The 19,687-nt window shown below is 68.4% G+C and carries 21 protein-coding genes and 1 tRNA gene; 10 read left to right on the forward strand and 12 right to left on the reverse strand.

The genetic code is table 11. The features are described from left to right. Positions 1-93 precede the first annotated feature (93 nt). From AZOLI_RS13500 to AZOLI_RS13520, 5 genes are all read right to left on the reverse strand, one after another. Positions 94-1,050, reverse strand: a complete 957-nt coding sequence (locus AZOLI_RS13500) for a hemolysin family protein (protein WP_014249224.1) — start codon at positions 1,048-1,050, stop codon at positions 94-96. Next, positions 1,047-1,553: an rRNA maturation RNase YbeY gene (gene ybeY, locus AZOLI_RS13505; RefSeq protein WP_014249225.1), complete on the reverse strand. Its 507-nt coding sequence runs from the start codon at positions 1,551-1,553 to the stop codon at positions 1,047-1,049. The genes AZOLI_RS13500 and ybeY overlap by 4 nt, the downstream gene beginning before the upstream one ends. Beyond that, the gene (locus AZOLI_RS13510; RefSeq protein WP_014249226.1) at positions 1,550-2,659 is read right to left on the reverse strand and encodes a PhoH family protein; all 1,110 of its coding nucleotides are present in this window, start codon (positions 2,657-2,659) and stop codon (positions 1,550-1,552) included. Before AZOLI_RS13510 ends, ybeY begins: the two co-directional genes overlap by 4 nt. Then, positions 2,656-4,050 (reverse strand): tRNA (N6-isopentenyl adenosine(37)-C2)-methylthiotransferase MiaB, encoded by a 1,395-nt coding sequence (gene miaB, locus AZOLI_RS13515; RefSeq protein WP_014249227.1) that lies wholly within the window; start codon positions 4,048-4,050, stop codon positions 2,656-2,658. Before miaB ends, AZOLI_RS13510 begins: the two co-directional genes overlap by 4 nt. A gap of 192 nt (positions 4,051-4,242) precedes the next feature. Further along, complete coding sequence (locus AZOLI_RS13520; RefSeq protein ID WP_014249228.1) at positions 4,243-4,947, reverse strand: GNAT family N-acetyltransferase; 705 nt, start codon at positions 4,945-4,947, stop codon at positions 4,243-4,245. A 465-nt stretch (positions 4,948-5,412) separates the two neighbouring features. Here AZOLI_RS13520 and apaG point away from each other — a divergent pair, with 465 nt between their 5' ends. The 3 genes from apaG (at position 5,413) to ybaK (ending at position 7,453) form a co-directional block, all read left to right on the forward strand. Next, positions 5,413-5,805, forward strand: coding sequence for a Co2+/Mg2+ efflux protein ApaG (apaG, locus tag AZOLI_RS13525; protein ID WP_014249229.1), 393 nt, complete (start codon positions 5,413-5,415; stop codon positions 5,803-5,805). Between the two features lie 449 nt (positions 5,806-6,254). Then, a complete protein-coding gene (folE, locus tag AZOLI_RS13530; protein ID WP_193353749.1) occupies positions 6,255-6,881 on the forward strand; it encodes a GTP cyclohydrolase I FolE in 627 nt (208 codons plus the stop codon). Positions 6,882-6,970: 89 nt separating this feature from the next. After that, positions 6,971-7,453: a Cys-tRNA(Pro) deacylase gene (ybaK, locus tag AZOLI_RS13535; RefSeq protein ID WP_014249232.1), complete on the forward strand. Its 483-nt coding sequence runs from the start codon at positions 6,971-6,973 to the stop codon at positions 7,451-7,453. Between the two features lie 42 nt (positions 7,454-7,495). Here ybaK and AZOLI_RS13540 read toward each other — a convergent pair. Beyond that, positions 7,496-7,572, reverse strand: a tRNA-Arg gene (locus AZOLI_RS13540). A gap of 72 nt (positions 7,573-7,644) precedes the next feature. Then, positions 7,645-8,358, reverse strand: coding sequence for a sulfite oxidase-like oxidoreductase (locus AZOLI_RS13545; RefSeq protein WP_014249233.1), 714 nt, complete (start codon positions 8,356-8,358; stop codon positions 7,645-7,647). 210 nt (positions 8,359-8,568) lie between these two features. Between AZOLI_RS13545 and AZOLI_RS13550 the strand changes: the two genes are divergently transcribed. Further along, positions 8,569-10,950 carry a mechanosensitive ion channel domain-containing protein gene (locus tag AZOLI_RS13550; RefSeq protein WP_081505941.1) on the forward strand — a complete coding sequence of 794 codons (2,382 nt, stop codon included), beginning with the start codon at positions 8,569-8,571 and terminating at the stop codon, positions 10,948-10,950. 24 nt (positions 10,951-10,974) lie between these two features. On the opposite strand, the gene AZOLI_RS13555 is transcribed toward AZOLI_RS13550, so the two are convergent. Together AZOLI_RS13555 and AZOLI_RS13560 are read right to left on the reverse strand one after the other, a co-directional pair. Then, the gene (locus AZOLI_RS13555) at positions 10,975-11,580 is read right to left on the reverse strand and encodes a DUF2244 domain-containing protein (protein ID WP_014249235.1); all 606 of its coding nucleotides are present in this window, start codon (positions 11,578-11,580) and stop codon (positions 10,975-10,977) included. Positions 11,581-11,649: 69 nt separating this feature from the next. Next, entirely contained in the window at positions 11,650-12,126 is a 477-nt protein-coding gene (locus AZOLI_RS13560; RefSeq protein ID WP_014249236.1) for a hypothetical protein, read from the reverse strand. 294 nt (positions 12,127-12,420) lie between these two features. Between AZOLI_RS13560 and nth the strand changes: the two genes are divergently transcribed. Next, positions 12,421-13,056: an endonuclease III gene (nth, locus tag AZOLI_RS13565; RefSeq protein WP_014249238.1), complete on the forward strand. Its 636-nt coding sequence runs from the start codon at positions 12,421-12,423 to the stop codon at positions 13,054-13,056. A gap of 82 nt (positions 13,057-13,138) precedes the next feature. On the opposite strand, the gene AZOLI_RS33625 is transcribed toward nth, so the two are convergent. Beyond that, positions 13,139-13,999 (reverse strand): bactofilin family protein, encoded by an 861-nt coding sequence (locus AZOLI_RS33625; RefSeq protein WP_014249239.1) that lies wholly within the window; start codon positions 13,997-13,999, stop codon positions 13,139-13,141. 135 nt (positions 14,000-14,134) lie between these two features. Continuing rightward, complete coding sequence (locus AZOLI_RS13575; RefSeq protein ID WP_014249240.1) at positions 14,135-14,830, reverse strand: EI24 domain-containing protein; 696 nt, start codon at positions 14,828-14,830, stop codon at positions 14,135-14,137. A gap of 202 nt (positions 14,831-15,032) precedes the next feature. Between AZOLI_RS13575 and AZOLI_RS13580 the strand changes: the two genes are divergently transcribed. Beyond that, positions 15,033-16,028 carry an adenosine kinase gene (locus AZOLI_RS13580; RefSeq protein ID WP_014249241.1) on the forward strand — a complete coding sequence of 332 codons (996 nt, stop codon included), beginning with the start codon at positions 15,033-15,035 and terminating at the stop codon, positions 16,026-16,028. Between the two features lie 78 nt (positions 16,029-16,106). On the opposite strand, the gene AZOLI_RS13585 is transcribed toward AZOLI_RS13580, so the two are convergent. Beyond that, positions 16,107-16,586, reverse strand: a complete 480-nt coding sequence (locus tag AZOLI_RS13585) for a hypothetical protein (protein ID WP_014249242.1) — start codon at positions 16,584-16,586, stop codon at positions 16,107-16,109. Between the two features lie 145 nt (positions 16,587-16,731). On the opposite strand from AZOLI_RS13585, the gene AZOLI_RS13590 reads away from it, so the two are divergent. The 4 genes from AZOLI_RS13590 (at position 16,732) to AZOLI_RS13605 (ending at position 19,624) form a co-directional block, all read left to right on the forward strand. After that, on the forward strand, positions 16,732-17,262 hold the full coding sequence (locus tag AZOLI_RS13590) for a hypothetical protein (RefSeq protein ID WP_014249243.1): 531 nt from the start codon (positions 16,732-16,734) through the stop codon (positions 17,260-17,262). Between the two features lie 119 nt (positions 17,263-17,381). After that, on the forward strand, positions 17,382-18,299 hold the full coding sequence (locus AZOLI_RS13595; RefSeq protein ID WP_014249244.1) for a sulfite exporter TauE/SafE family protein: 918 nt from the start codon (positions 17,382-17,384) through the stop codon (positions 18,297-18,299). Beyond that, a complete protein-coding gene (locus tag AZOLI_RS13600) occupies positions 18,299-19,075 on the forward strand; it encodes a TIGR02186 family protein (protein ID WP_014249245.1) in 777 nt (258 codons plus the stop codon). Before AZOLI_RS13595 ends, AZOLI_RS13600 begins: the two co-directional genes overlap by 1 nt. Positions 19,076-19,093: 18 nt before the next feature. Then, positions 19,094-19,624: a universal stress protein gene (locus AZOLI_RS13605; RefSeq protein WP_014249246.1), complete on the forward strand. Its 531-nt coding sequence runs from the start codon at positions 19,094-19,096 to the stop codon at positions 19,622-19,624. Positions 19,625-19,687: the final 63 nt, after the last annotated feature.

The raw sequence follows: 19,687 nt of genomic DNA on the forward strand, positions 1-19,687 counted from the left end.
GTTCTTATGGGCGGGGCTGGGTTGTGGAAGAGGGGACAGTGCAGAGCGTCCCCTTTCCGTCTTTCAGGCCATCGACTTTCAGGCTGTCGTCTTTCAGGCCGTCGCCGCCAGTTTGGAGCTGTTGGCCGGAACGTTGTGGACGCGCAGGCGCTTCAGGCGGCGGGAGTCGGCATCCACGATCTCGAACTCCAGGCCCGAGGGGTGGACCAGCCGCTCGCCCAGGCCGGGCACGCGGCCGGCGATGGAGACGACCAGACCGCCGAGCGTGTCGATGTCCTCGCGCTCCTCCTCGGACAGGACCGGGCCGACGCGGTGCTCGAAATCCTCGATGGGCAGGCGGGCGTCGGCGATCAGGCTGCCGTCGGGACGCTCGACCAGCCGCGGCGCCGCGGTCTCGTCATGCTCGTCCTCGATCTCGCCGACGATCTCCTCCACCAGATCCTCGATGGTGACGAGGCCGTCGATGCCGCCGAACTCGTCCACCACCAGCGCCATGTGCTGGCGGGTCTGGCGCATCTGCACCAGCAGGTCGAGCACATGCATGGAGGGGGCGACGATCTTCGCCTCGCGGATGATGCCGGTCAGGTCCGGCCGGTGGGGCAGGCCCTCCGGCGAGATCGCCTGCTTCGCCAGCAGGGTCAGCACGTCCTTGATGTGGATGATGCCGACCACGTCGTCCAACGTCTCGCGGAACACCGGCAGGCGGGAATGGCCTTCCTCGGCGACGCGCTGGACCAGGGTGGGGAAGGGCGTTTCGATCTCGACCGCGATGATGTCGGCGCGCGGCACCATCACGTCGGCGACGGTGCGGTCGCGCAGCTTCAGGATGTTGGTCAGCAGCGCACGCTCGCCGGATCCCAGCGAATCTTCGCCGTCCTCGCCGGCGGGATCGTCCAGGCCTGCGATCAGTTCCTCGATCGTGCCGCGCAGGGAATTGTCCTCGCGGCCGCCCCAGACTGTGCGGAGCCACCCCTTGAACAGGTGGCCCAGGGAATGGTCTTCGGCCCCGTGGTCATCACGGGGCGTGCGACTGTCGGATATTTCGCTCATCGGTCCGGCGGTTGGTGGTTGGCGGCATAGGGGTCGGCGATTCCGAAGCTGGCGAGCAACCGGGTTTCCAGCGCCTCCATCTCCTCGGCCTCGTCGTCGGTCTCGTGATCATAGCCCAGCAGATGCAGAACACCATGCATCACAAGGTGAGTCATGTGGTCTTTGAAGTTTTTCCGCTGTTCGGAGGCCTCGCGGGCGACCGTTTCATAGGCCAGTATGACGTCGCCCAGCATGACGGGCATGCCGTCTTGCGCTTCCGGCTCCTCCGCTTCGGTCAGGGCGAAGGACAGCACGTTGGTCGGCTTGTCCTTGCCGCGATACTCGCGGTTCAGCCTGTGGACCAGCGCGTCGTCGGCCAGGACGACCGACAGTTCGGCCGGTCCTTCCTCGTCGTCATAGGCGGCGCCCAGGGCGGCAAGCGCCGCGCGCTCGGCCAGCCACTCGGCGTCCTCGGCCCAATCGCCAGCTTCACGTGAAACAGTGATATCGACCGCGCTGGTCATTCCGGATCTCCAACGATGCCAGCCTCGCGGTCGGTCGTTTCGGGTGCGGAATACTCGGATGTGGGGTTGGCGCGGCGAGCCTGCTTGCGCGCCGCCTCGCGGGCATCGGCCTGATCGTAGGCGCGGATGATGCGGGCCACCATCGGATGGCGGACGACGTCGGCATCGGTGAAGCGGACGAAGCGCACGCCCTCCACCCCGCGCAGGATGTCCAGCGCGTCGCGCAGGCCCGACCGGGTGCCCGACGGCAGGTCGATCTGCGAGATATCGCCGGTGATGACCATCCGCCCGCCTTCGCCGAGACGGGTCAGGAACATCTTCATCTGCATCGGCGTGGTGTTCTGCGCCTCGTCCAGGATGACGAAGGCGTTGCCCAGCGTCCGGCCGCGCATGAAGGCCAGCGGCGCGATCTCGATCTCGCCGGACTCCAGCCGCTTCTTCACCTGTTCCGCCGGCAGCATGTCGTGCAGCGCGTCGTAGAGCGGACGCAGGTAAGGATCGACCTTCTCCTTCAGGTCGCCGGGCAGGAAGCCCAGCCGTTCGCCGGCCTCGACCGCCGGGCGCGACAGCACGATGCGGTCGACCTGACCGGTCGTCAGCAGCGCCACCGCCTGCGCCACCGCCAGGTAGGTCTTGCCGGTGCCGGCCGGGCCGAGACCGAAGACCAGCTCGCTTTCCGCCAAGGCTTGCAGATAGGCGGCCTGGGTGGGAGACCGCGGGGTGATCGGGCCGCGCCGGCGGGTGCGCAGCGCGATCTCGGCACGGGTGATCGTCGCCTGCTGGCCGGAAGCGCGCGGTTCCTCACCGGGGGCGAGCCCGGAAATGACGGGATCGGCCGTCGCCATGCGGACGGCGCCGTCGACCTCGCCGCCGTCGATGGTCTGGCCGCGGGTCAGCCGGCCATACAGGCCGTTCAGCGCCGTCCGCGCCGTCTCGGCGGCATCGGGCGGGCCGGAGATGGTCAGGGTGTTGCCGCGGGAGATCAGCGACACGCCGAGAAGGGATTCGATGCGGGCGAGGTGGCGGTCATGCTCCCCGTACAGCATCGGCAGCAGCCGGTTGTCATCGAATTGAACGTCGATACGCCGTTCGGGCAGACCGTTCAAGCGCTTGCCTCCAAGGTTACGGCAGGCTGGAAGGGAGAGGCGGTGATGTATTCGCCGGTCACGACGGTGCCGGCGAGGCTGTTGGCCAGCGCGGCATCCACGCGCACCTCGACGATGCGGCCGAGCAGCCGCTCGTTCGCCTCGGCATGGACCGACTGCATCCACGGGCTGCGGCCCAGCAGCTGGCCGCCGCGGCGGCCGACGCGGTCGAACAGCACCGGGACGCTGCGCCCGACGAAGCTGTGGTTGAAGGCGACCTGCTGGGCGTTCAGCAGCTGGTGCAGCGCCGCCAGCCGGGACTCCTTCACCTCTTCCGGTACCTGGGCGCCGTCGACAGAGGCCGGGGTGCCGGGGCGCGGGCTGTATTTGAAGGAATAGGCCTGGGCATAGCCGATCTCGGTGACCAGCTTCAGCGTCGCGGCGAAATCGGCGTCGCTCTCGCCGGGGAAACCGACGATGAAGTCGCCGGACATCGCCAGATCGGGCTTGGCGGTGCGCAGCCGGTCGACCAGACGGCGGTAATCGTCGGCGGTGTGCTTGCGGTTCATCGCCGCCAGGATGCGGTCCGATCCCGCCTGCACCGGCAGATGCAGGTAGGGCATCAGCTGCGGCACCTCGGCATGGGCGCGGATCAGGTCGTCGGCCATGTCGCGGGGATGCGAGGTGGTGTAGCGGATGCGCTCCAGCCCGTCGATCTCCGCCAGTTCGCGGATCAGCCGGCCGAGGCCCCAGGTGCTTCCGTCCGGCCCGTCGCCATGCCAGGCGTTGACGTTCTGGCCCAGCAGGTTGATCTCGCGCGTGCCGCCGGCGACAAGCCGTTTCGCTTCGCCCAGGATCTGGTCGGCGGGGCGGGAGAACTCGGCGCCGCGGGTGTAGGGCACGACGCAGAAGGTGCAGAACTTGTCGCAGCCCTCCTGCACGGCCAGGAAGGCGGACACGCCCTGGCTGGCGGCTTCCTCCGGCAGGAAGTCGAACTTGGATTCGGCCGGGAAATCGGTGTTCAGCACGCTGCCGGCGGCGCGGCTGGCCTTCGCCACCATCTCCGGCAGGGTGTGGTAGGTCTGCGGGCCGAAGACCATGTCGACGAAGGGGGCGCGGGCGACGATCTCCTCGCCTTCGGCCTGGGCGACGCAGCCGGCGACCGCCAGGATCATCCGGCCGTCCTCGGCCTCCGCCTTGCGGTCCTTCAGCTGGCGCAGCCGGCCAAGCTCGGAGAAGACCTTCTCGGCCGCCTTCTCGCGGATGTGGCAGGTGTTCAGGATCACCATGTCGGCGCCGTCCGGCTCATCGACCGGTTGGTAGCCCAGCGGTGCCAGGACGTCCGCCATCCGGGCGGAGTCGTACACGTTCATCTGGCAGCCCCAGGTCTTGATGAACAGCTTCTTGGTCAACCCGCACCCTTCCGCTCAGAACAAAAACGAATAGCGCGCTCACGATGCTGCGTGGCGCGCGGCACGCCGTCCGTCCGGCGTCGCTCCTGGAAAGATGGTATCGCGTGTGGGGCGAATCGAGTCAATCCCGCTTCGCCCCACCCCTATTTGCAAACAGGGTCTTTCCGCAATCCGGACCAAGGGTCGGAATCGTCACGCCGCCCCGGCCTGCAGCCCGCCGCGCCAGAACCAGTCGGTCCGCCGGACGCGGTCAGTCCAGATTCGCTCCGCCGTGGTCCGGCTGAACAGGGCGCTGAAAGGGACGGGGGAGTCTCCCGTCTGGATACCGGCCGGCATGTCGAGGGCCTGCATCATCACCGGAGTGGCGCCGGGGGCGATGTCCTGCGCGTCGGCCGGTTCCGGCTTGCCGATCATGCCGGCGGCACCCGACAGAGCACCCTCGACCAGCTCCAGGCCCAGCAGGCGGTTCATGTCGACCGGACCCGGCATCTCCATGCCCAGCGTCAGGGCGCGGGAGAAGCCGAACCGCTCGTAATAGGGAGCGTCGCCGACCAGGATCACCGACTTGTGGCCCAGCGCCACCGCCTTGTTCAGGCTCATCCGGATCATCTTGCTGCCCAGCCCGCTGCCCTGCAGGTGGGCGGCGACCGCGATGGGGCCGAGCAGGATGGACTGGGTGGTTCCGCCGACCAGGATCGGCCAGTAGCGGATGGTGCCCACCACCACCTCGCGCCCATGCTCGTCATGCTCGATGGCGACGAGGTTCAGGGCGGGGATCGGGTCGACGCCGTCGCGCAGCCGGTAGGCGGTCTTGGTGAAGCGGTCGGGACCGAAGGAGGCGTCCAGCAGGGCTTCGATGGCGGCGGCGTGCTTCGGCTCTTCGACGGTGATGATCATGCGTGGGGCTCCCGGCGGGAAGAAGGTCTTCTCAGAAGGCTTCTGAAGTGCGGATCGCGCCGCCGCCGGAAGGCCGGGGTGTCAGGTCCCCGTTGTGCCTTTGGCGTTCGCACGCGACCCAAGGACGGCCGCAACCGCGATGCGCGGTGCGAGGCTCCGTCGTCGGATGCGAAGGGCGTGCGAACGAGACATGGACAAGGCTCTTCGGCCGTTGCTGGGACTTCGGCATATATCATCGTCGCCCCCCCGTCGCAAGACCGTGGAGACCCCGATGCAGTGCATGACTGTATCCATCGCGCTGCGGGCCGGGGGCAGGCGGAAGGCAGGATTGCCGGGCCGGGTTCTGGACAGTGGGAAGGGCGGACTTTATTGTGCACCGAACCGCCGCCCAGCCACCCGGACTCCCAGCCGCCGGCCCTTTTCCGGCCGGCGCCGTCTTCGGATCGTCTGCCAGGATCGCCAGACATGTACACCGCCGTAACCAACGACATCCGCGTCACCGTCCAGCCCGTGTTCCTGGAGGACCAGTCGGCCCCGGCCGAGAGCCGCTTCGTCTGGGCCTATCATGTCCGCATCGAGAACGAGGGCAGCGAGACGGTGCAGCTGCGCACCCGCCACTGGCGCATCACCGACGCCATGGGCCGCGTGCAGGAGGTGCGGGGTCCCGGCGTGGTCGGCGAGCAGCCGGTCCTGGAGCCGGGCGACCATTTCGAATACACCAGCGGCACGCCGCTCGGCACGCCGTCCGGCATCATGGCCGGCACCTACGGCATGGAAGGGGCGGACGGCCGCGCCTTCGACGTGACCATCCCGGCCTTCTCGCTGGACAGCCCGCACCAGCCGATGCAGCTGAACTGATCGGACGACCCGACCGATCGGCAAATCCGGACGCGGGCTGAATCCGGACGCAGACGAATAATACAATAGAATGTGTGTGGATATTGGAAGAAATTAACACGCGGCTTTGACAATCCGCGTGGCTGTCCGTACTTTGTCCATCGCTTGACGGCAATAGGCCGGACCCTATCTACGAACTTCCGAATGGCGCCCGGAGACGGAAACCGGGCGGAAACGGGAAGGCGGGCGCCGCCACTCCGTCCATAGATGATTACTTTTCGTCTTACGAGCCGTTCGGTTGATCCGCCGAGGCATCGGCTCCGTACTGACGCCAGACACGATGGGAGTGTTGCGCGACAGCCGTCGGTTCGCGGCCATCGGCTTCGCGCAGGGCGCTACCCAGTAACGGAAAGGATGTTCCCGTGACGGCTACCAAGACCCCGCACGTCAACCCCCCGGCGGTCGACAATGTGCTTCGCGGCCCCGGCCTGTCCCGGCCCGGCGCCATCGTCCGTCCGTCCCGCGCCGAGGCGGAGGAAGCCGTGCGGACCCTGATCCGTTGGGCCGGGGACGATCCGGCGCGCGAAGGTCTGGTCGGCACGCCCGACCGCGTCGTCCGCTCCTATGAGGAATTCTTCGCCGGCTACGGCATCGACCCGGTGGAGATCCTGTCGCGCACCTTCGAGGAGACCGACGGCTACGACGAGATGGTCATTCTGCGCGATATCCGGGTGGAGTCCTATTGCGAGCACCACATGGTGCCGATCATCGGCAAGGCCCATGTCGCCTATCTGCCGCGCCGCCGCGTCGTCGGCATCTCCAAGCTGGCGCGTCTGGTCGAGGCCTATGGCAAGCGCCTGCAGATCCAGGAGAAGATGACCGCCCAGATCGCCAACACCATCGACGAGGTCCTGCAGCCCGAGGGCGTCGCCGTCGTGGTCGAGGCGCAGCACCAGTGCATGACCACCCGCGGCGTGCACAAGACCGGCGTGACCATGGTGACCAGCCGCATGCTGGGCGCCTTCCGCACCGACCCCTCGACCCGCCGCGAATTCCTGACGATGATCGGCAACCCGACCTCTCGCGGGATGGACTGAGGTCTGGAGACCTTTACACCCCTTGCGCCGCCTGCCAAGCTCCCGCCGTTATCCGTCAGCGAGCGGTGCTGTATACGGGGTGTTCGGGCATGGCGGCGAAGGTGACACCGGCGGTCAATGCGGCCAAGGCGGCGGGCGTCGCCTTCCGGCTCATGGAGTACGACTACGACCCGTCGGCCGACGCCATCGGCCTGCACGCCGCCGAATCGCTCGGGCTCGACCCCGCCATCGTCTACAAGACCCTGATCGTCCAGCTGGAGCCCAAGGCGCTGGCCTGTGCCGTCATCCCGGTCGCGGCCAAGCTGGACTTGAAGGCCATCGCCGCGGCTGCCAGGGCGAAGAAGGCCGATCTCGCCGACCCGGCGCTGGCGGAAAAGACCACCGGCTTCCTGGTCGGCGGCATCAGCCCTCTGGGCCAGAAGAAGGCGCTGCCGACCTTCATCGACGCGAGCGCCGAAGCGCTGCCGGAAATGGTGGTGAATGGCGGCAGGCGCGGCCTGCAGATCGTGCTGGCGCCCGCCGATCTGGCGAAGGCGACGAAGGCGACGGTTTGCGCCATCGTGGCACATTGATCGTCGCGCATCGAAGGTCGCGCGCTGAAAGCGGAATGGCGGTGGTGACCCCGGCAGGACTCGAACCTGCTGCCTCAAGTTTAGGAAACTCGCGCTCTATCCTGATGAGCTACGGGGCCACTTGCGCCGCACCTTAACGGTTTCGCCGCCAAGGTGAAAGTGGCTTTTGGGGGAAGAGCCGCTTCACGGCGTCAATCGGAATAGCGTTCCTCAAGCCACGGGTCGGCGTGGTTGTTGTAGCCGCGGACCTCCCAATAGCCCTTGCGGTCGCCGGCCAGCAGCTCGATCCGCTTCACCCACTTGGCGCTCTTCCAGAAATACAGCTTGGGCAGCACGATGCGCACCGGCCCGCCATGGTCGCGGCCGATCGGCTGGCCTTCCCATGTCGTGGCGAGCAGCACGCCGTCGTCGTCGAAATCGGACAGGGCGACGTTGGTGGTGTAGCCGTCGAAGGAATGGAAGACGACGAAGCGCGCCTCCGGCTTCGGCCGGGTCAGTTCCAGCAGGCGGCGGGCGCTGACGCCCTCCCACCGGTTGTCGTAGCGCGACCAGGTGGTGACGCAATGGATGTCGGAAACGAAGCTCTCCTGCGGCTGGGCCTGGAAATCCTCCCAGGTCCAGGACAGCGGGTTCTCCACCAGCCCATCCACCGCCAGCGTCCAGTTGGCGGTCGTCACCTTCGGCGTGATGCCGAGGTCCAGAACCGGCCAGTCGGTCACCAGCCGCTGGCCGGGCGGCAGCCGGTCGCGCGCCGGGTCGGCGGCATGGCCGGTCAGGGCGCGGCCGTCGCGGGCCCACTGCTCCTTGGTGGCGACCAGCTTGTCGCGGACGGCACCCTCCTGCTCGACCTCCCGGCCCGGTTCCGATCCGGTGGTCATGTCCGGTTTGGGGGGTGTATCGCTCATGGCTCGTCCTCTTCTGCGTTTCCGGGGCGTCCGGCAGGGGTCCCGCTTAAAAAAGGAACAGACAGTCGGGTTGGCAAGCGGAAGCTGGAGACCTAATTTCCCGAAACCCGGCATATTGGAGCCACAGTTCCAGGCCAGGGTTCCGGCCGGCTGCTTTCCGCCTGCTCCGTTTTCCGCCGCCATCTCCGAGACCACCCGAGTGAATTGCCGATGATCCGGTCCGCAACGCCCGCCGCACCCTCCCCTGCACATGTATGGGCACGCGCCTGGCGTTTGTTCCTGTCCGGCGGCCTTGCCGTCCTGCTGCTAGCGGCCCTGCTCGCCGGGGCGGGGCCTGCCGCTCTGGCGGCCTCGCCCGCGCCGGCCGCCGCACCCGTGGCACCCGCTGCCGGCGCTGCCGCACCTGCGGCTGCGGCCCCGGTGGTGGTGGACGAGGCGACCGTGCAGCAGCTGGAGGCGCTGGTCGGCACGCTGGAGAACCAGGACGCCCGGTCGCAACTTGTCACGCAGCTGCGCAACCTGATCACCGCCCAGCGCGGGCTGGCCCAGGCCAAGGAGGCGGAAGGCGAATCGGCGCTGCCGCAGACCATCGGCGCCCGGGCGCTGGCCTTCCTGGCGGCGCGCATGGACGTGGTCAGCCGCCAGCTGGTGCAGGTCGCCAACGTCTTTTCCGACCTGCCGGGGGCCCTGTCCTGGGTGCAGCGGCAGGTGCAGGACGACATGGCACGCGAGCGCTGGGTGCAGATCGCCGTCCAGCTGGCGATGATCCTCGGCATCGGCGTCGTGGCCGCCCGCGGCATCTCCTGGCTGCTCGCCCGGCCGCGCCAGGCGCTGGCCGCCCGCCATGTCGGTTCCACCCTGCTGCGCATCCCCATGCTGCTCGGCCGTGCGGTGCTGGAACTGGCGCCGATCGTCGGCTTCATCGTCGTCGCCTACACCATCCTGTCGGTGACCGAACCGGCGCCGCGCGTGCGGCTGGTGGCGCTGGCGGTGGTGAACGCAACGGTCATCACCCAGGCGCTGCTGATCCTGGTGCGGATGACCTTCGCTCCCGATGCCCCCAACCTGCGGATCGTCCAGACCAGCGACGTCGGGGCGCGCCGCTGTTACGTCTGGTCGCGCCGCCTGATCGCCGTCGCCGTCTACGGCTATTTCCTGGCGGAGGGCGCCTATGTGCTCGGCCTGCCGCTGGGCGCCTACGGCGCGCTGTTGAAGCTGTTGGGCGTGGTGCTGGCCGCCATGACGATCGCGCTGATCCTGCAGAACCGCGTTGCCGTGGCCGACTGGATGCGCGGCAACCCGCTGTCGGGCGACGGCGACCCGCTGGCCACCGCCCGGCGCGAGGCGGAAGGGCAGGGGGCGGTCCTGCGCACCGCACGCCGCCGCTTCGCCGAGATCTGGCATGTCCTGGCCATCCTCTATGTCGTGGTGACGCTGGGCGTCTGGGTGCTGAACGTCTATGGCGGCTTCGAGTATCTGGCCCGCGGCACCACGGTGACGGTGGTGGCGGTGGTGGTGGCCCGGCTGCTGGTGGGCGGGCTGAACCGGGCGCTGCGCCGCGGCCTGACCATGAACCGCGAACTGGCCGGCAACCTGCCGCAGCTGCACATGCGCGCCTTCCATTATCTCCCCATCGTCCAGCGCATCGGCAAGGCGGCGATCTGGCTGGTCGCGCTGGGTGTCGCGCTGAACGGCTGGGGCATCGACACGCTGGGTCTGGTCGAATCCGCCTTGGGCCGCCGCATCGTCGGCAGCGTCATCTCCATCGGCCTGCTGCTGGCCGGCGCCATCGTCGCCTGGGAGGTGGTGAGCGCCATGATCGAGCATTTCCTGACCAGCACCGACAGGAACGGCGCGAAGATCGAGCGCAGCGCCCGCATGCGCACCCTGCTGCCGCTGCTGCGCAACGCCTTCCTGATCCTGCTGGTGACGATGGTGTCGCTGATCACCCTGTCGGAACTGGGCGTGAACATCGCCCCGCTGCTGGCCGGTGCCGGTGTCGTCGGTCTGGCCATCGGTTTCGGATCGCAGACCCTGGTCAAGGACATCATCACCGGCCTGTTCATCCTGTTCGAGGATTCCATCTCGGTCGGCGACGTGGTCGATGTCGGCGGCGGCCATTCCGGGGTGTGCGAGGCGATCTCCATTCGGTCGATCCGGCTGCGCGACACCACGGGTGCGGTGCATTCCATCCCCTTCAGCTCGGTGACGACGGTGAAGAACCTGACCAAGGACTTCTCCTTCGCCGTCTTCAACGTCAGCGTCGCCTATCACGAGGACCCCGACCATGTGATCGACACGCTGGTGGAACTCGGCAAGGAGATGCAGGTCGATCCGGAATTCGCCGCCGACATCCTGGCCCCGCTGGAGGTGATGGGCGTCGACAAGTTCGCCGACTCCGCCATCGTCATCCTCGCCCGCTTCAAGACGCGGCCGATCAAGCAGTGGGGAGTCCAGCGCGCCTTCAACAAGAAGATGAAGAAGCGCTTCGACGAGCTTGGCATCGAGATCCCGTTCCCGCACATGCAGGTGGTGGCCGGCAGCCGGCCGCAGGACCGCGCGCTGGCGGAGGCGCTCAGCCAGGGATCGTGACGCGGGTGCCCGCCCCGGCCGGCCTTACCCGGCCGGGGCCGGCGGGCAGGGCGGGCGGCGCCAGCGGCGCAATGCGTCGTCCAGCGCGCGGGCGAAACTGGAGCGTTCGTCCGGCGTCAGGAAGCTGCCGACGCCGACCGACTGGCCGTGCGAGGTCAGCGTCACCTGACCCGCCGGACCGCTGCGGTCGTGGTCGGCGTGCTCGGTGTGGGTGATCCGCAGCCAGTGGGGATGGAAGGACCAGCGACGCTCCGGCGCCTTCCAGTGGACCCGCTGCACCGTCAGGGAGGTTTCGGTCAGCCGCACCCGCTCATACTGGCGGGCGGAGCGGTAGCTGACGCGGAAGGCCAGCCACAGCGCCAGCACGTCCAAACCGCAGAAGGGCACCACCGGCCAGGCGCCATTGGCGACGAAGATGCCGGCGACGACCAGATTCAGCAGGATCACCACCGCCATCAGCACCCGGTAGCCGCTACGGCCCAGGCTGCGGTGGGGATGGAGGATGGCATCGAAGAACACGCGCACGGAACCGCTGCCGGCGTGGTCCCCCCGGGGAGCGTCGCCGGCCTGACCGTCCGGCTGGCCATGGGGCTGGTCGCCGGGCCGGGAATCGGAGATGTCGATGGGCATGGCGGCAATGGTAGACGACCCAGGGGCTGCTGGAAAGCGCCCTGCCGAGCAAGCGCTGGAATGGCGGGGTTATGCCGCCTTCGACACCATCGGCACCACGCCGCCGTGCAGCACCCAGGCCATGGCGCTGTCCATCCTGGCGAGACGGTCGGTCGGCATCCCGCCGGCGGGATCCTCTTCCAGCGCATCTGCGGCATCGCCTGCCGCCTGAACGAAGATCCGCGCCTGATCGTTGATGTCGGCGGCGATCATCGCATCGGCCATCACCGAGGCCCAGTGCCAGTCGGTCATCACCACCGCGCAGCGCAGCTGACCGCAGCGCCGGGCCAGCTTCATCAAGGCGACAACGATCTCGGGCCGGAAGTCAGCGATTTCGAAACGGTCGAATTCGATCAGGCTACTCCATGGCGTGCCGCGGTTGCCCAGATTTGCGCACTGCACCTCCACCTGCCGGGCGACGTCATCGCGCTGGTCGATGGACAGCGAGCCCTGCAACCGGACATGCAGTCCCCAGTCCTTGATTTCAACAAGATAAGCAGTGGTCATATCACTATACCCTTATCCGGACCGAGCGTTACAACCAAAAAGGATAATGGTTCAATCGTAGGCATTCGGCCGGTGTCTTGCCGACGAGCAAATCATATGCCACCACCGGATATGGAGAGAAGCGCCATTTCTGCGACGAATTCTGTTGGATTGGTGTGAATTTTCTCCAGTTCTGTCGCAATCTGCGATGCAGTGCTGCAGTTTGAATCGGCTGACCGATCCCGCCGCGGCCCAACTCCGCCCACCGCCGGCGGCGCTGGCGCAACCCCGGCCGTTGCGGCTATGGTGGCGGCCATGAAGCCCGCCGCCGTCCAGGAATTCTTCCGCCGTCTGTCCGCCGCCAACCCGGAACCCCGGAGCGAGCTGGAATACGTCAATCCTTACACGCTGCTGGTCGCCGTCGTGCTGTCGGCCCAGGCGACCGACGTCGGCGTGAACAAGGCCACCGGCCCGCTGTTCAAGGTCGTCACCACGCCCGAACAGATGGTGGCGCTCGGCGAGGAAGGCCTGCGCCGGTACATCAAGACCATCGGCCTGTTCAACACCAAGGCCAAGAACGTCATCCGCCTGTCGGAACTGCTGATCGAACGCCATGGCGGCGAGGTGCCGCGCGACCGCGAGGCGCTGGAACAGCTTCCCGGCGTCGGCCGCAAGACTGCCAACGTCGTCCTGAACGTCGCCTTCGGGGAGGAGACCATCGCGGTCGACACCCACATCTTCCGCGTCGGCAACCGTACCGGGCTCGCTCCCGGCAAGACGCCGGACGCGGTGGAGGCCAAGCTGCTGAAGGCGGTGCCGAAGCTCTACCGCCGCCATGCCCACCATTGGCTGATCCTGCACGGCCGCTATGTCTGCAAGGCCCGCAAGCCCGACTGCCCGATCTGCCCGGTGGCCGACCTCTGCGCCTTCAAGGACAAGGTCATCGCCTGAAGGCTGCCCCACGGGCGAAATCGGGACAGGAAAAAGCCCGGCATGGCGGGAGCCAGCCGGGCGTTTTCGCGTTCGCTGCGGTTCAGACCGCTTCGGCCGTCGGAGCCTGCTCGACCTGCGCCGGGGCGATGACCGGCGCGGCGGCCGGCCTGGTGCCCGTGCTGTAGAGCTGGATGTCGCCGATCAGCTGGCCGCCGGCATCGACCGACAGCTCGCCGAAGCGGATCGAGCCGGTGATCTTGCCGGTGGAGCGCACGGTCAGACGGCCGCGGACGGCGATGTCGCCCTCGAACCGGCCGGCGATGTCGGCTTCCTCGATGTCGACCGAGCCCTTGAACAGCCCGGTCTCCGCGATCTCGACCAGACGGCCTTCGCGCAGCTTGGCCTCCACCGTGCCCTCGACCACCAGAACGTCGCAGGACCCGATCTCGCCGGTCAGGGAGATGTCGCGGCCGACGGTCAGGCGGCGCTGTTCCGGCATGGCCGGGGCGACCGGGGCGGGCGGAACCGGAGCGGCGGCGGCCGGGGCGGCCGGGGTGGCGATGGGCATCGACGGCTGGCGCGGGGCGGCGCCCGGCATGTCGACGACGCGGCGCGGAACATCGGTCTTGAAACCGGCGCCGGGCACGGACGGCGCGGTCGGAGGCTTGGGAATGCTGTTCATGTCGGGTCCCTTCGAGGCGGAAGGCATATCGGGATAAGCCGGTGCGGCGTGCTGCGCGTCGGTCAGGGCATGGGCCATGCTGGGTGCGGCGGCGCCTGCCGCGACGGCGGAGGTCGGGTCGCCGCCCTGCATGTTGCCTGGAACCTGATTGTTCAGCGAGGCGAGCGGCGACGAGACGGCGCCGGCCTCGCCCGGTGCGTAGGGACGGGCACCCGGCTGCGGTGGGGCGGGGCTGTCGGCCTTGGGAGCGGCGGGCGGAGTCTTTCGTCCGAACAGCATGAGCGGTTCCCCCAATCTGGACATACGGGTGACGGGATGGGCCGGAGGGCTGGAGGCCCGGTGCCGGAAGGGCGCCGCCGGGTGGGCGACCAAGGCGGGCGACCCCAGGCGGGCGACGATGTGCGGCCGTGCCGCCTAGCGGCGTATCACGGTCGTCCGGCCCGCCGCAAGGGGAGCCGACATGGACTGTAGGACATGAACCATGAAGGCGCTGGCGACGACCGGGACAAGCAAATTGACGAAGGGGATTGTCGAAAGAAAGGCGATGGCGACCCCGGCCAAAAAAGGTTTCAGCGGCCGGGCCCGCCGCAGCATCCGCGCCGACATCCGGTCCAGCCGCCGGTGGGCGACCATCTCGAAATACTCCCGCCCCAGCAGATAGCCGTTGACGGTGTAGAAGACGATCAGGTTCAGGCCCGGCGCGAAGATGTAGATCGGCAGCGCCACCAGGTTGATCGCCAGAACCAGCAGCAGGAAGCGCAGCGCCGTCCCCAGCTCCTCCATCAGGCCGGCCTGGCGCGGGGCGGGCAGGGCGGGATAGTGGCGCGCCTCCACCCGTTCGACCACTTCGTCCAGGAAGAAGCTCGACACCATGCCGACGGTGGCCGGGAACAGCAGCCACGCCACCACCAGAACCCCCAGCCCGCCCAGCAGGTCGATGATGGTGTCGAGCCAGACATAGCCGCTGAGCGGCGTCACCGACAGCGCCCACCATGCCCCGCCGGCCAGCAGCGCATAGGCAAGCGCCGAAACGAACACCCCGGTCCACACCACCCGGCGCACGCGGGGATCGGACAGCTGGGAGAAGGCGAGCAGAAGGGCGCGGATCATCGACGGTCCCTGACACTGGTGTGGGAAAGAGCGGTTGGCAGCCGCCCGCATATCTACGGTGGCCGGGGTCCGGCTTCCAGATCCGGGCGCGGTAATTCGCCTCTCCGGCTGCCCTATGCGGGGCTGCGCTTGTGATGCGGGCGGCGGCGGCTATACTCGCGCCGCAACATCGCCTTCATCGCCAGACCTGTCAGGAGAGCCCATGGCCACGTCTGCCTACGACGTCACCGGCATCGGCAACGCCATCGTGGACGTGATCGCCCACGCCGACGACGCCTTTCTCGCCGCCAACACCATCGAGAAGGGGGCGATGACGCTGATCGACGCCGCCCGTGCCGAGGAGCTGTACGGCCGCATGGGTCCGGGCGTCGAGGTCTCCGGCGGCTCGGCGGGCAACACCATGGCGGGCATCGCCATGCTGGGCGGCCGCGGCGCCTATATCGGCAAGGTCGCCAAGGACCAGCTGGGCGACGTGTTCCGCCACGACATCCGTGCCTCGGGCGTCGCCTTCGACAGCGCGCCGCTGGTGGCCGGGGCGCCGACCGCGCGCTGCCTGATCCTGGTCACGCCCGACGCCCAGCGCTCGATGAACACCTATCTCGGCGCCTGCGTGGAGCTGGGTCCGGAGGACATCGACGAGGCGCTGATCGCCGGCTCGCAGGTGACCTATCTGGAAGGCTATCTCTGGGATCCGCCCCGTGCCAAGGAGGCCTTCCGCAAGGCGGCGGAGATCGCCCATGCCGCCGGCCGAAAGGTGTCGCTGTCGCTGTCCGACAGTTTCTGCGTCCACCGTCACCATGCCGAGTTCGTCGATCTGGTGGAACGCCACGTCGACATCCTGTTCGCCAACGAGCACGAGATCGGCGCCCTCTATGGCACCGACCGCTTCGAGGACGCGCTGGCCGCGGTGAAGCGGCTGGGCAAGACCGCGGCGCTGACCCGCAGCGAGAAGGGCGCCGTCATCGTCTCCGGCGGCGAGGTGGTCGAAGTCGCGGCGGAGCCGGTCGAGCGTGTGGTCGACACCACCGGCGCCGGCGACCTCTATGCCTCCGGCTTCCTGTTCGGCTACACCCGCGGCCTGTCGCCTGCGGTCTGCGGCCGTCTGGGCGCAATCGCCGCGGCGGAGATCATCAGCCATGTCGGCGCCCGGCCGGAGGTGAACCTGCGAGACCTCGTCGCTTCGAAGGGCGTCCTGTAAGCGCGAATTGCGCGTCAATTCGCAACCACGTTGCCGGCCGCGTTGCATTCTGCGACTGCGGCCGGTTCCGTTTTCCGGCTAATTGAGCTGGTCGTCCACCACCGGGCGTTCCGGCACGGTGATCCTGGCGCACAGCAGCGCCATCGCCGTCCCGCTGTCCGGAGCGGCCACCGCCCAGCGTTCCGGCCGGTCCTGCCGCGGGACGGTGAGCAGCCACAGCCGGTCCTTGTCGCCGAACCGCTCGTTCAGCAGCGTGTATTCCCTGGGGCCGTGGCGGCGAAGATCGTTCAGCCTGCTCTGCAGTTCCGCCGCCTGCGTGGCGCGCACGGCGATGGCCTCTTCCGTCTGGCGCAGTTCGGCCTCATGGCGGCGCATGTCGCGTCGCAGCGCCTCGGTGGTCTGGGTCAGCTCCGTCCGGCCCTGGCGCAGCTGCGCCTTGCGGCGCTGGACGGCGGCGATCCGGTGGCCGATCCGGATGATCGACACGGTGATCCAGCTGAGGCAGGCCAGCAGGATCACCATCTCCAGGACAAGCAGCAGCGGCGCATCCGATGTCATTCCCGCCTCTCCAGTCCGGTGCGGCCCTCGCGTAACCTTTCGTCCATCCGTTCCTCCGGCACGCTCCTTGCTGCGAGCTTCTCTATCGGCGCTTCAGCAATGGACGTGCCAAGGGCAAGCATGAAGGCACAGGAATGGTGCGGTGATGGAGGCGGTGCGGACGATCCTCGACTCGGTGGTCCCGCTGGTGGCGGCGCTGGCGGTGCTGTGCCACCTGTGCTGGGTCGGGTTCCGCCGCGGCTGGGAACGGGCGGCCGGGCTGGAGCGGATGCGACGCACGGTTATGCCGTTGAAGGAGCGCCAGCGCGTGGAGGCCGAGGCACTGGCCGACCTGGCCTGCCGGCTGGAAGAGGCGAAGGGCCGCCTGTCCGCTGCCGAACAGCGGGTCAACCATCTCCAGCGCCAGATCGACGCGCTGGACAAGGAGCCGCCGGTCTTCCTGCACATCCTCGGCACCCCCGCCGGCAACCGGCGCGCATTCCGGGCGGAGGTGCAGTACGACACCACCGTCGCCGCCACCGCCCGCGCCGCCGGGAAGCCGGTGAACCCGGTCTGGCGCTATGGCAACCGGATCATGGTGCATGCTTTGGACATGCAGTCCGCCCGGCGGGAGGCGGAGCATGTCTTCCCCCACAAGGCCGGCTATCAGGTCTTCTTCCATGCGGCGGTGTCCTGACGCCTTCCCTGCGTCCTGGCTCCAAAGGCCGGTGCTGCGGACTTCCGCCGCCGCGCCGGCTCGGGTAAGCTGCCGCTCCCGCCGCCCGTCCCGAACATCTCCGACAGACACGCCCATCCATGCAAGTCTACCTGCCGATTGCCGAGATGTCGGTCAACGCGCTACTGGTGCTCGGCATGGGCTGGCTCGTGGGTTTCCTGTCGGGCATGTTCGGGGTGGGCGGCGGCTTCCTGATGACGCCGCTGCTGATCTTCATCGGCGTTCCCCCCGCCATCGCCGTCGGCACCCAGGCCAACCAGCTGGTGGCCGCCAGCGTGTCGGGCGTGCTCGCCCACTGGCGGCGCGGCAATGTCGATGTGAAGCTGGGCGTCGTGATGCTGGGCGGCGGCGTGGTCGGCACCGCGGTGGGGGTGTGGATCTTCGGCATCCTGCAGCGGCTGGGCCAGATCGACATCGCGATCACCCTGTCCTACGTCTTCTTCCTGGGCACCATCGGCGGGATGATGCTGGTGGAAAGCAGCCGCGCCATCCTGCGCCGCCGCGCCCCCACGGCCAGGCGCGGCAAGCTGCACCGCCACATCTGGCTGCACGGCCTGCCGTTCAAGATGCGGTTCCAGCGGTCGAAGCTCTACATCTCCGCCCTGCTGCCGGCGGGGATCGGGGCGGTCGGCGGCATGCTGGTGGCGATCATGGGCATCGGCGGCGGCTTCCTGCTGGTGCCGGCGATGATCTATCTGCTGAACATGCCCGCCGGTCTCGTCGCCGGAACCTCGCTGTTCCAGATCATCTTCACCACCGCGGCGGCGACGCTGCTGCAGGCCGCCACCAACCAGACGGTGGACGCCATGCTGGCGCTTCTTCTGCTGATCGGCGGCGTGGTCGGCGCGCAGTTCGGCACCAAGGCCGGCAGCCGCCTTCGCGGCGAGACCGCCCGGCTGGCGCTGGCGACGATCGTGGTGGCGGTGGCGCTGAAGCTGGCCTTCGACCTGTTCTCGCGCCCCGACGACCTGTTCACCCTGACCATGGGGGTACGGTGATGGGGACCAAGCTCCGTCCAACCAAACGCCTGCTCGTGCAGGGCGTGGCGGCGCTGGCCGGGCTGCTGCTGGGCGGCACGGTTGCGGCGACGGTGTGGGCTCAGCAGCTGGTCGCCGACCTGTCCAGCCACCTGATCGCCATCACCACCGGCTTCACCGGCACGGAGGTCGTGCTGTTCGGCACCACCGACGGGGCGGGCGACGTCGCCATCGTCGTCACCGGCCCGCGGGCGCCCGCCACCGTCCGCCGGAAGGAGCGGGTGGCCGGCATGTGGATGAACACCGACAGCCTGCGCTTCGATCAGGTGCCCAGCTTCTACACGGTGGCGGTCAGCCGCCCGCTCGACCAGCTGGTCGGCCGCCCGGTGCTGGAGCGCCACCAGCTGGGCCTGCCGCAGCTGCAGCTGCCGGCCGACGCCACCCTGCCGCCGGAGGAGCTTGCCGCCTACCGCAGCGCGCTGATCCGCAACAAGCAGCGCCAGGGGCTGTACGCCATCTCCATGGGGCAGGTCGCCTTCCTGGGCGAACGGCTGTTCCGCACCAACATCTATTTTCCGGCCAATGTCCCGACCGGGCTGTACAATGTCGAAGCCCTGCTGATTCGTGACGGCGACGTGGTCAGCGCCCAGACCACGCCGCTGGTGGTGTCCAAGATCGGGTTCAGCGCCGAAGTGTCGGACTTCGCCCGCAACCGCCCGGTCATCTACGGGGTGGCCGCCGTCATCGGCGCCATCGCGGCCGGCTGGGCGGCCGGCGCAGCATTCCGCCGGGTCTAAGCCGAGAGGGGTATCCAGATGACCGACGCGACGCAGACTCCCACGCCCGAAAACCCCCAATCCCAGCCGGAGGCGCAGGCGGCCAAGCCTTTGCGCATCTTCCTGGTGGTCGTCGACGACAGCCCCGAGCTGAAGGTGGCGCTGCGCTATGCCTGCCTGCGCGCCCGCAAGTCGGGCGGCAAGGTCGCCCTGCTGACCGTGCTGGAAAAGGGCGAGATGCAACACTGGCTGGCGGTGGAGAACCTGATCCGTGAGGAACAGCGCGCCGAGGCGGAACAGAAGCTGCAGAAGCTGGCGCGCGAGGTCAACCGGCTGACCGGCACCCTGCCTGCGCTCTATGTCCGCGAAGGCAACCGGCTGGAGGAGGTGCTGGCCCTGATCGCGGAGGAGCCCAGCATCTCCATCCTCGTCCTGGCCGCCGGCACCGACCCGGAAGGCCCCGGACCGCTGATCTCCTACTACACCGGCCGCGGGCTCGGGCGCCTGCGCATCCCGCTGACCATCGTGCCCGGCGGCCTCAGCAACGAGGCGCTCGACGCGATCACATAAGCATGCGCACTCAGGCGGGGACATCCAGGTAAGGATAGCGGCGCATGCCGGATGCCGAATACC

Source organism: Azospirillum lipoferum 4B (assembly GCF_000283655.1).
GTDB lineage: Bacteria > Pseudomonadota > Alphaproteobacteria > Azospirillales > Azospirillaceae > Azospirillum > Azospirillum lipoferum_C.

Excerpts from the sequence above, each read along its gene's own strand:
- AZOLI_RS13500 (WP_014249224.1), bottom strand. The coding sequence starts at position 1,050 with ATGAGCGAAATATCCGACAGTCGCACGCCCCGTGATGACCACGGGGCC.
- ybeY (WP_014249225.1), bottom strand. The coding sequence starts at position 1,553 with ATGACCAGCGCGGTCGATATCACTGTTTCACGTGAAGCTGGCGATTGG.
- AZOLI_RS13520 (WP_014249228.1), bottom strand. The coding sequence starts at position 4,947 with ATGATCATCACCGTCGAAGAGCCGAAGCACGCCGCCGCCATCGAAGCC.
- apaG (WP_014249229.1), top strand. The coding sequence starts at position 5,413 with ATGTACACCGCCGTAACCAACGACATCCGCGTCACCGTCCAGCCCGTG.
- ybaK (WP_014249232.1), top strand. The coding sequence starts at position 6,971 with ATGGCGGCGAAGGTGACACCGGCGGTCAATGCGGCCAAGGCGGCGGGC.
- AZOLI_RS13545 (WP_014249233.1), bottom strand. The coding sequence starts at position 8,358 with ATGAGCGATACACCCCCCAAACCGGACATGACCACCGGATCGGAACCG.
- AZOLI_RS13550 (WP_081505941.1), top strand. The coding sequence starts at position 8,569 with ATGATCCGGTCCGCAACGCCCGCCGCACCCTCCCCTGCACATGTATGG.
- AZOLI_RS13555 (WP_014249235.1), bottom strand. The coding sequence starts at position 11,580 with ATGCCCATCGACATCTCCGATTCCCGGCCCGGCGACCAGCCCCATGGC.
- AZOLI_RS13560 (WP_014249236.1), bottom strand. The coding sequence starts at position 12,126 with ATGACCACTGCTTATCTTGTTGAAATCAAGGACTGGGGACTGCATGTC.
- nth (WP_014249238.1), top strand. The coding sequence starts at position 12,421 with ATGAAGCCCGCCGCCGTCCAGGAATTCTTCCGCCGTCTGTCCGCCGCC.
- AZOLI_RS33625 (WP_014249239.1), bottom strand. The coding sequence starts at position 13,999 with ATGCTGTTCGGACGAAAGACTCCGCCCGCCGCTCCCAAGGCCGACAGC.
- AZOLI_RS13575 (WP_014249240.1), bottom strand. The coding sequence starts at position 14,830 with ATGATCCGCGCCCTTCTGCTCGCCTTCTCCCAGCTGTCCGATCCCCGC.
- AZOLI_RS13580 (WP_014249241.1), top strand. The coding sequence starts at position 15,033 with ATGGCCACGTCTGCCTACGACGTCACCGGCATCGGCAACGCCATCGTG.
- AZOLI_RS13585 (WP_014249242.1), bottom strand. The coding sequence starts at position 16,586 with ATGACATCGGATGCGCCGCTGCTGCTTGTCCTGGAGATGGTGATCCTG.
- AZOLI_RS13590 (WP_014249243.1), top strand. The coding sequence starts at position 16,732 with ATGGAGGCGGTGCGGACGATCCTCGACTCGGTGGTCCCGCTGGTGGCG.
- AZOLI_RS13595 (WP_014249244.1), top strand. The coding sequence starts at position 17,382 with ATGCAAGTCTACCTGCCGATTGCCGAGATGTCGGTCAACGCGCTACTG.
- AZOLI_RS13600 (WP_014249245.1), top strand. The coding sequence starts at position 18,299 with ATGGGGACCAAGCTCCGTCCAACCAAACGCCTGCTCGTGCAGGGCGTG.
- AZOLI_RS13605 (WP_014249246.1), top strand. The coding sequence starts at position 19,094 with ATGACCGACGCGACGCAGACTCCCACGCCCGAAAACCCCCAATCCCAG.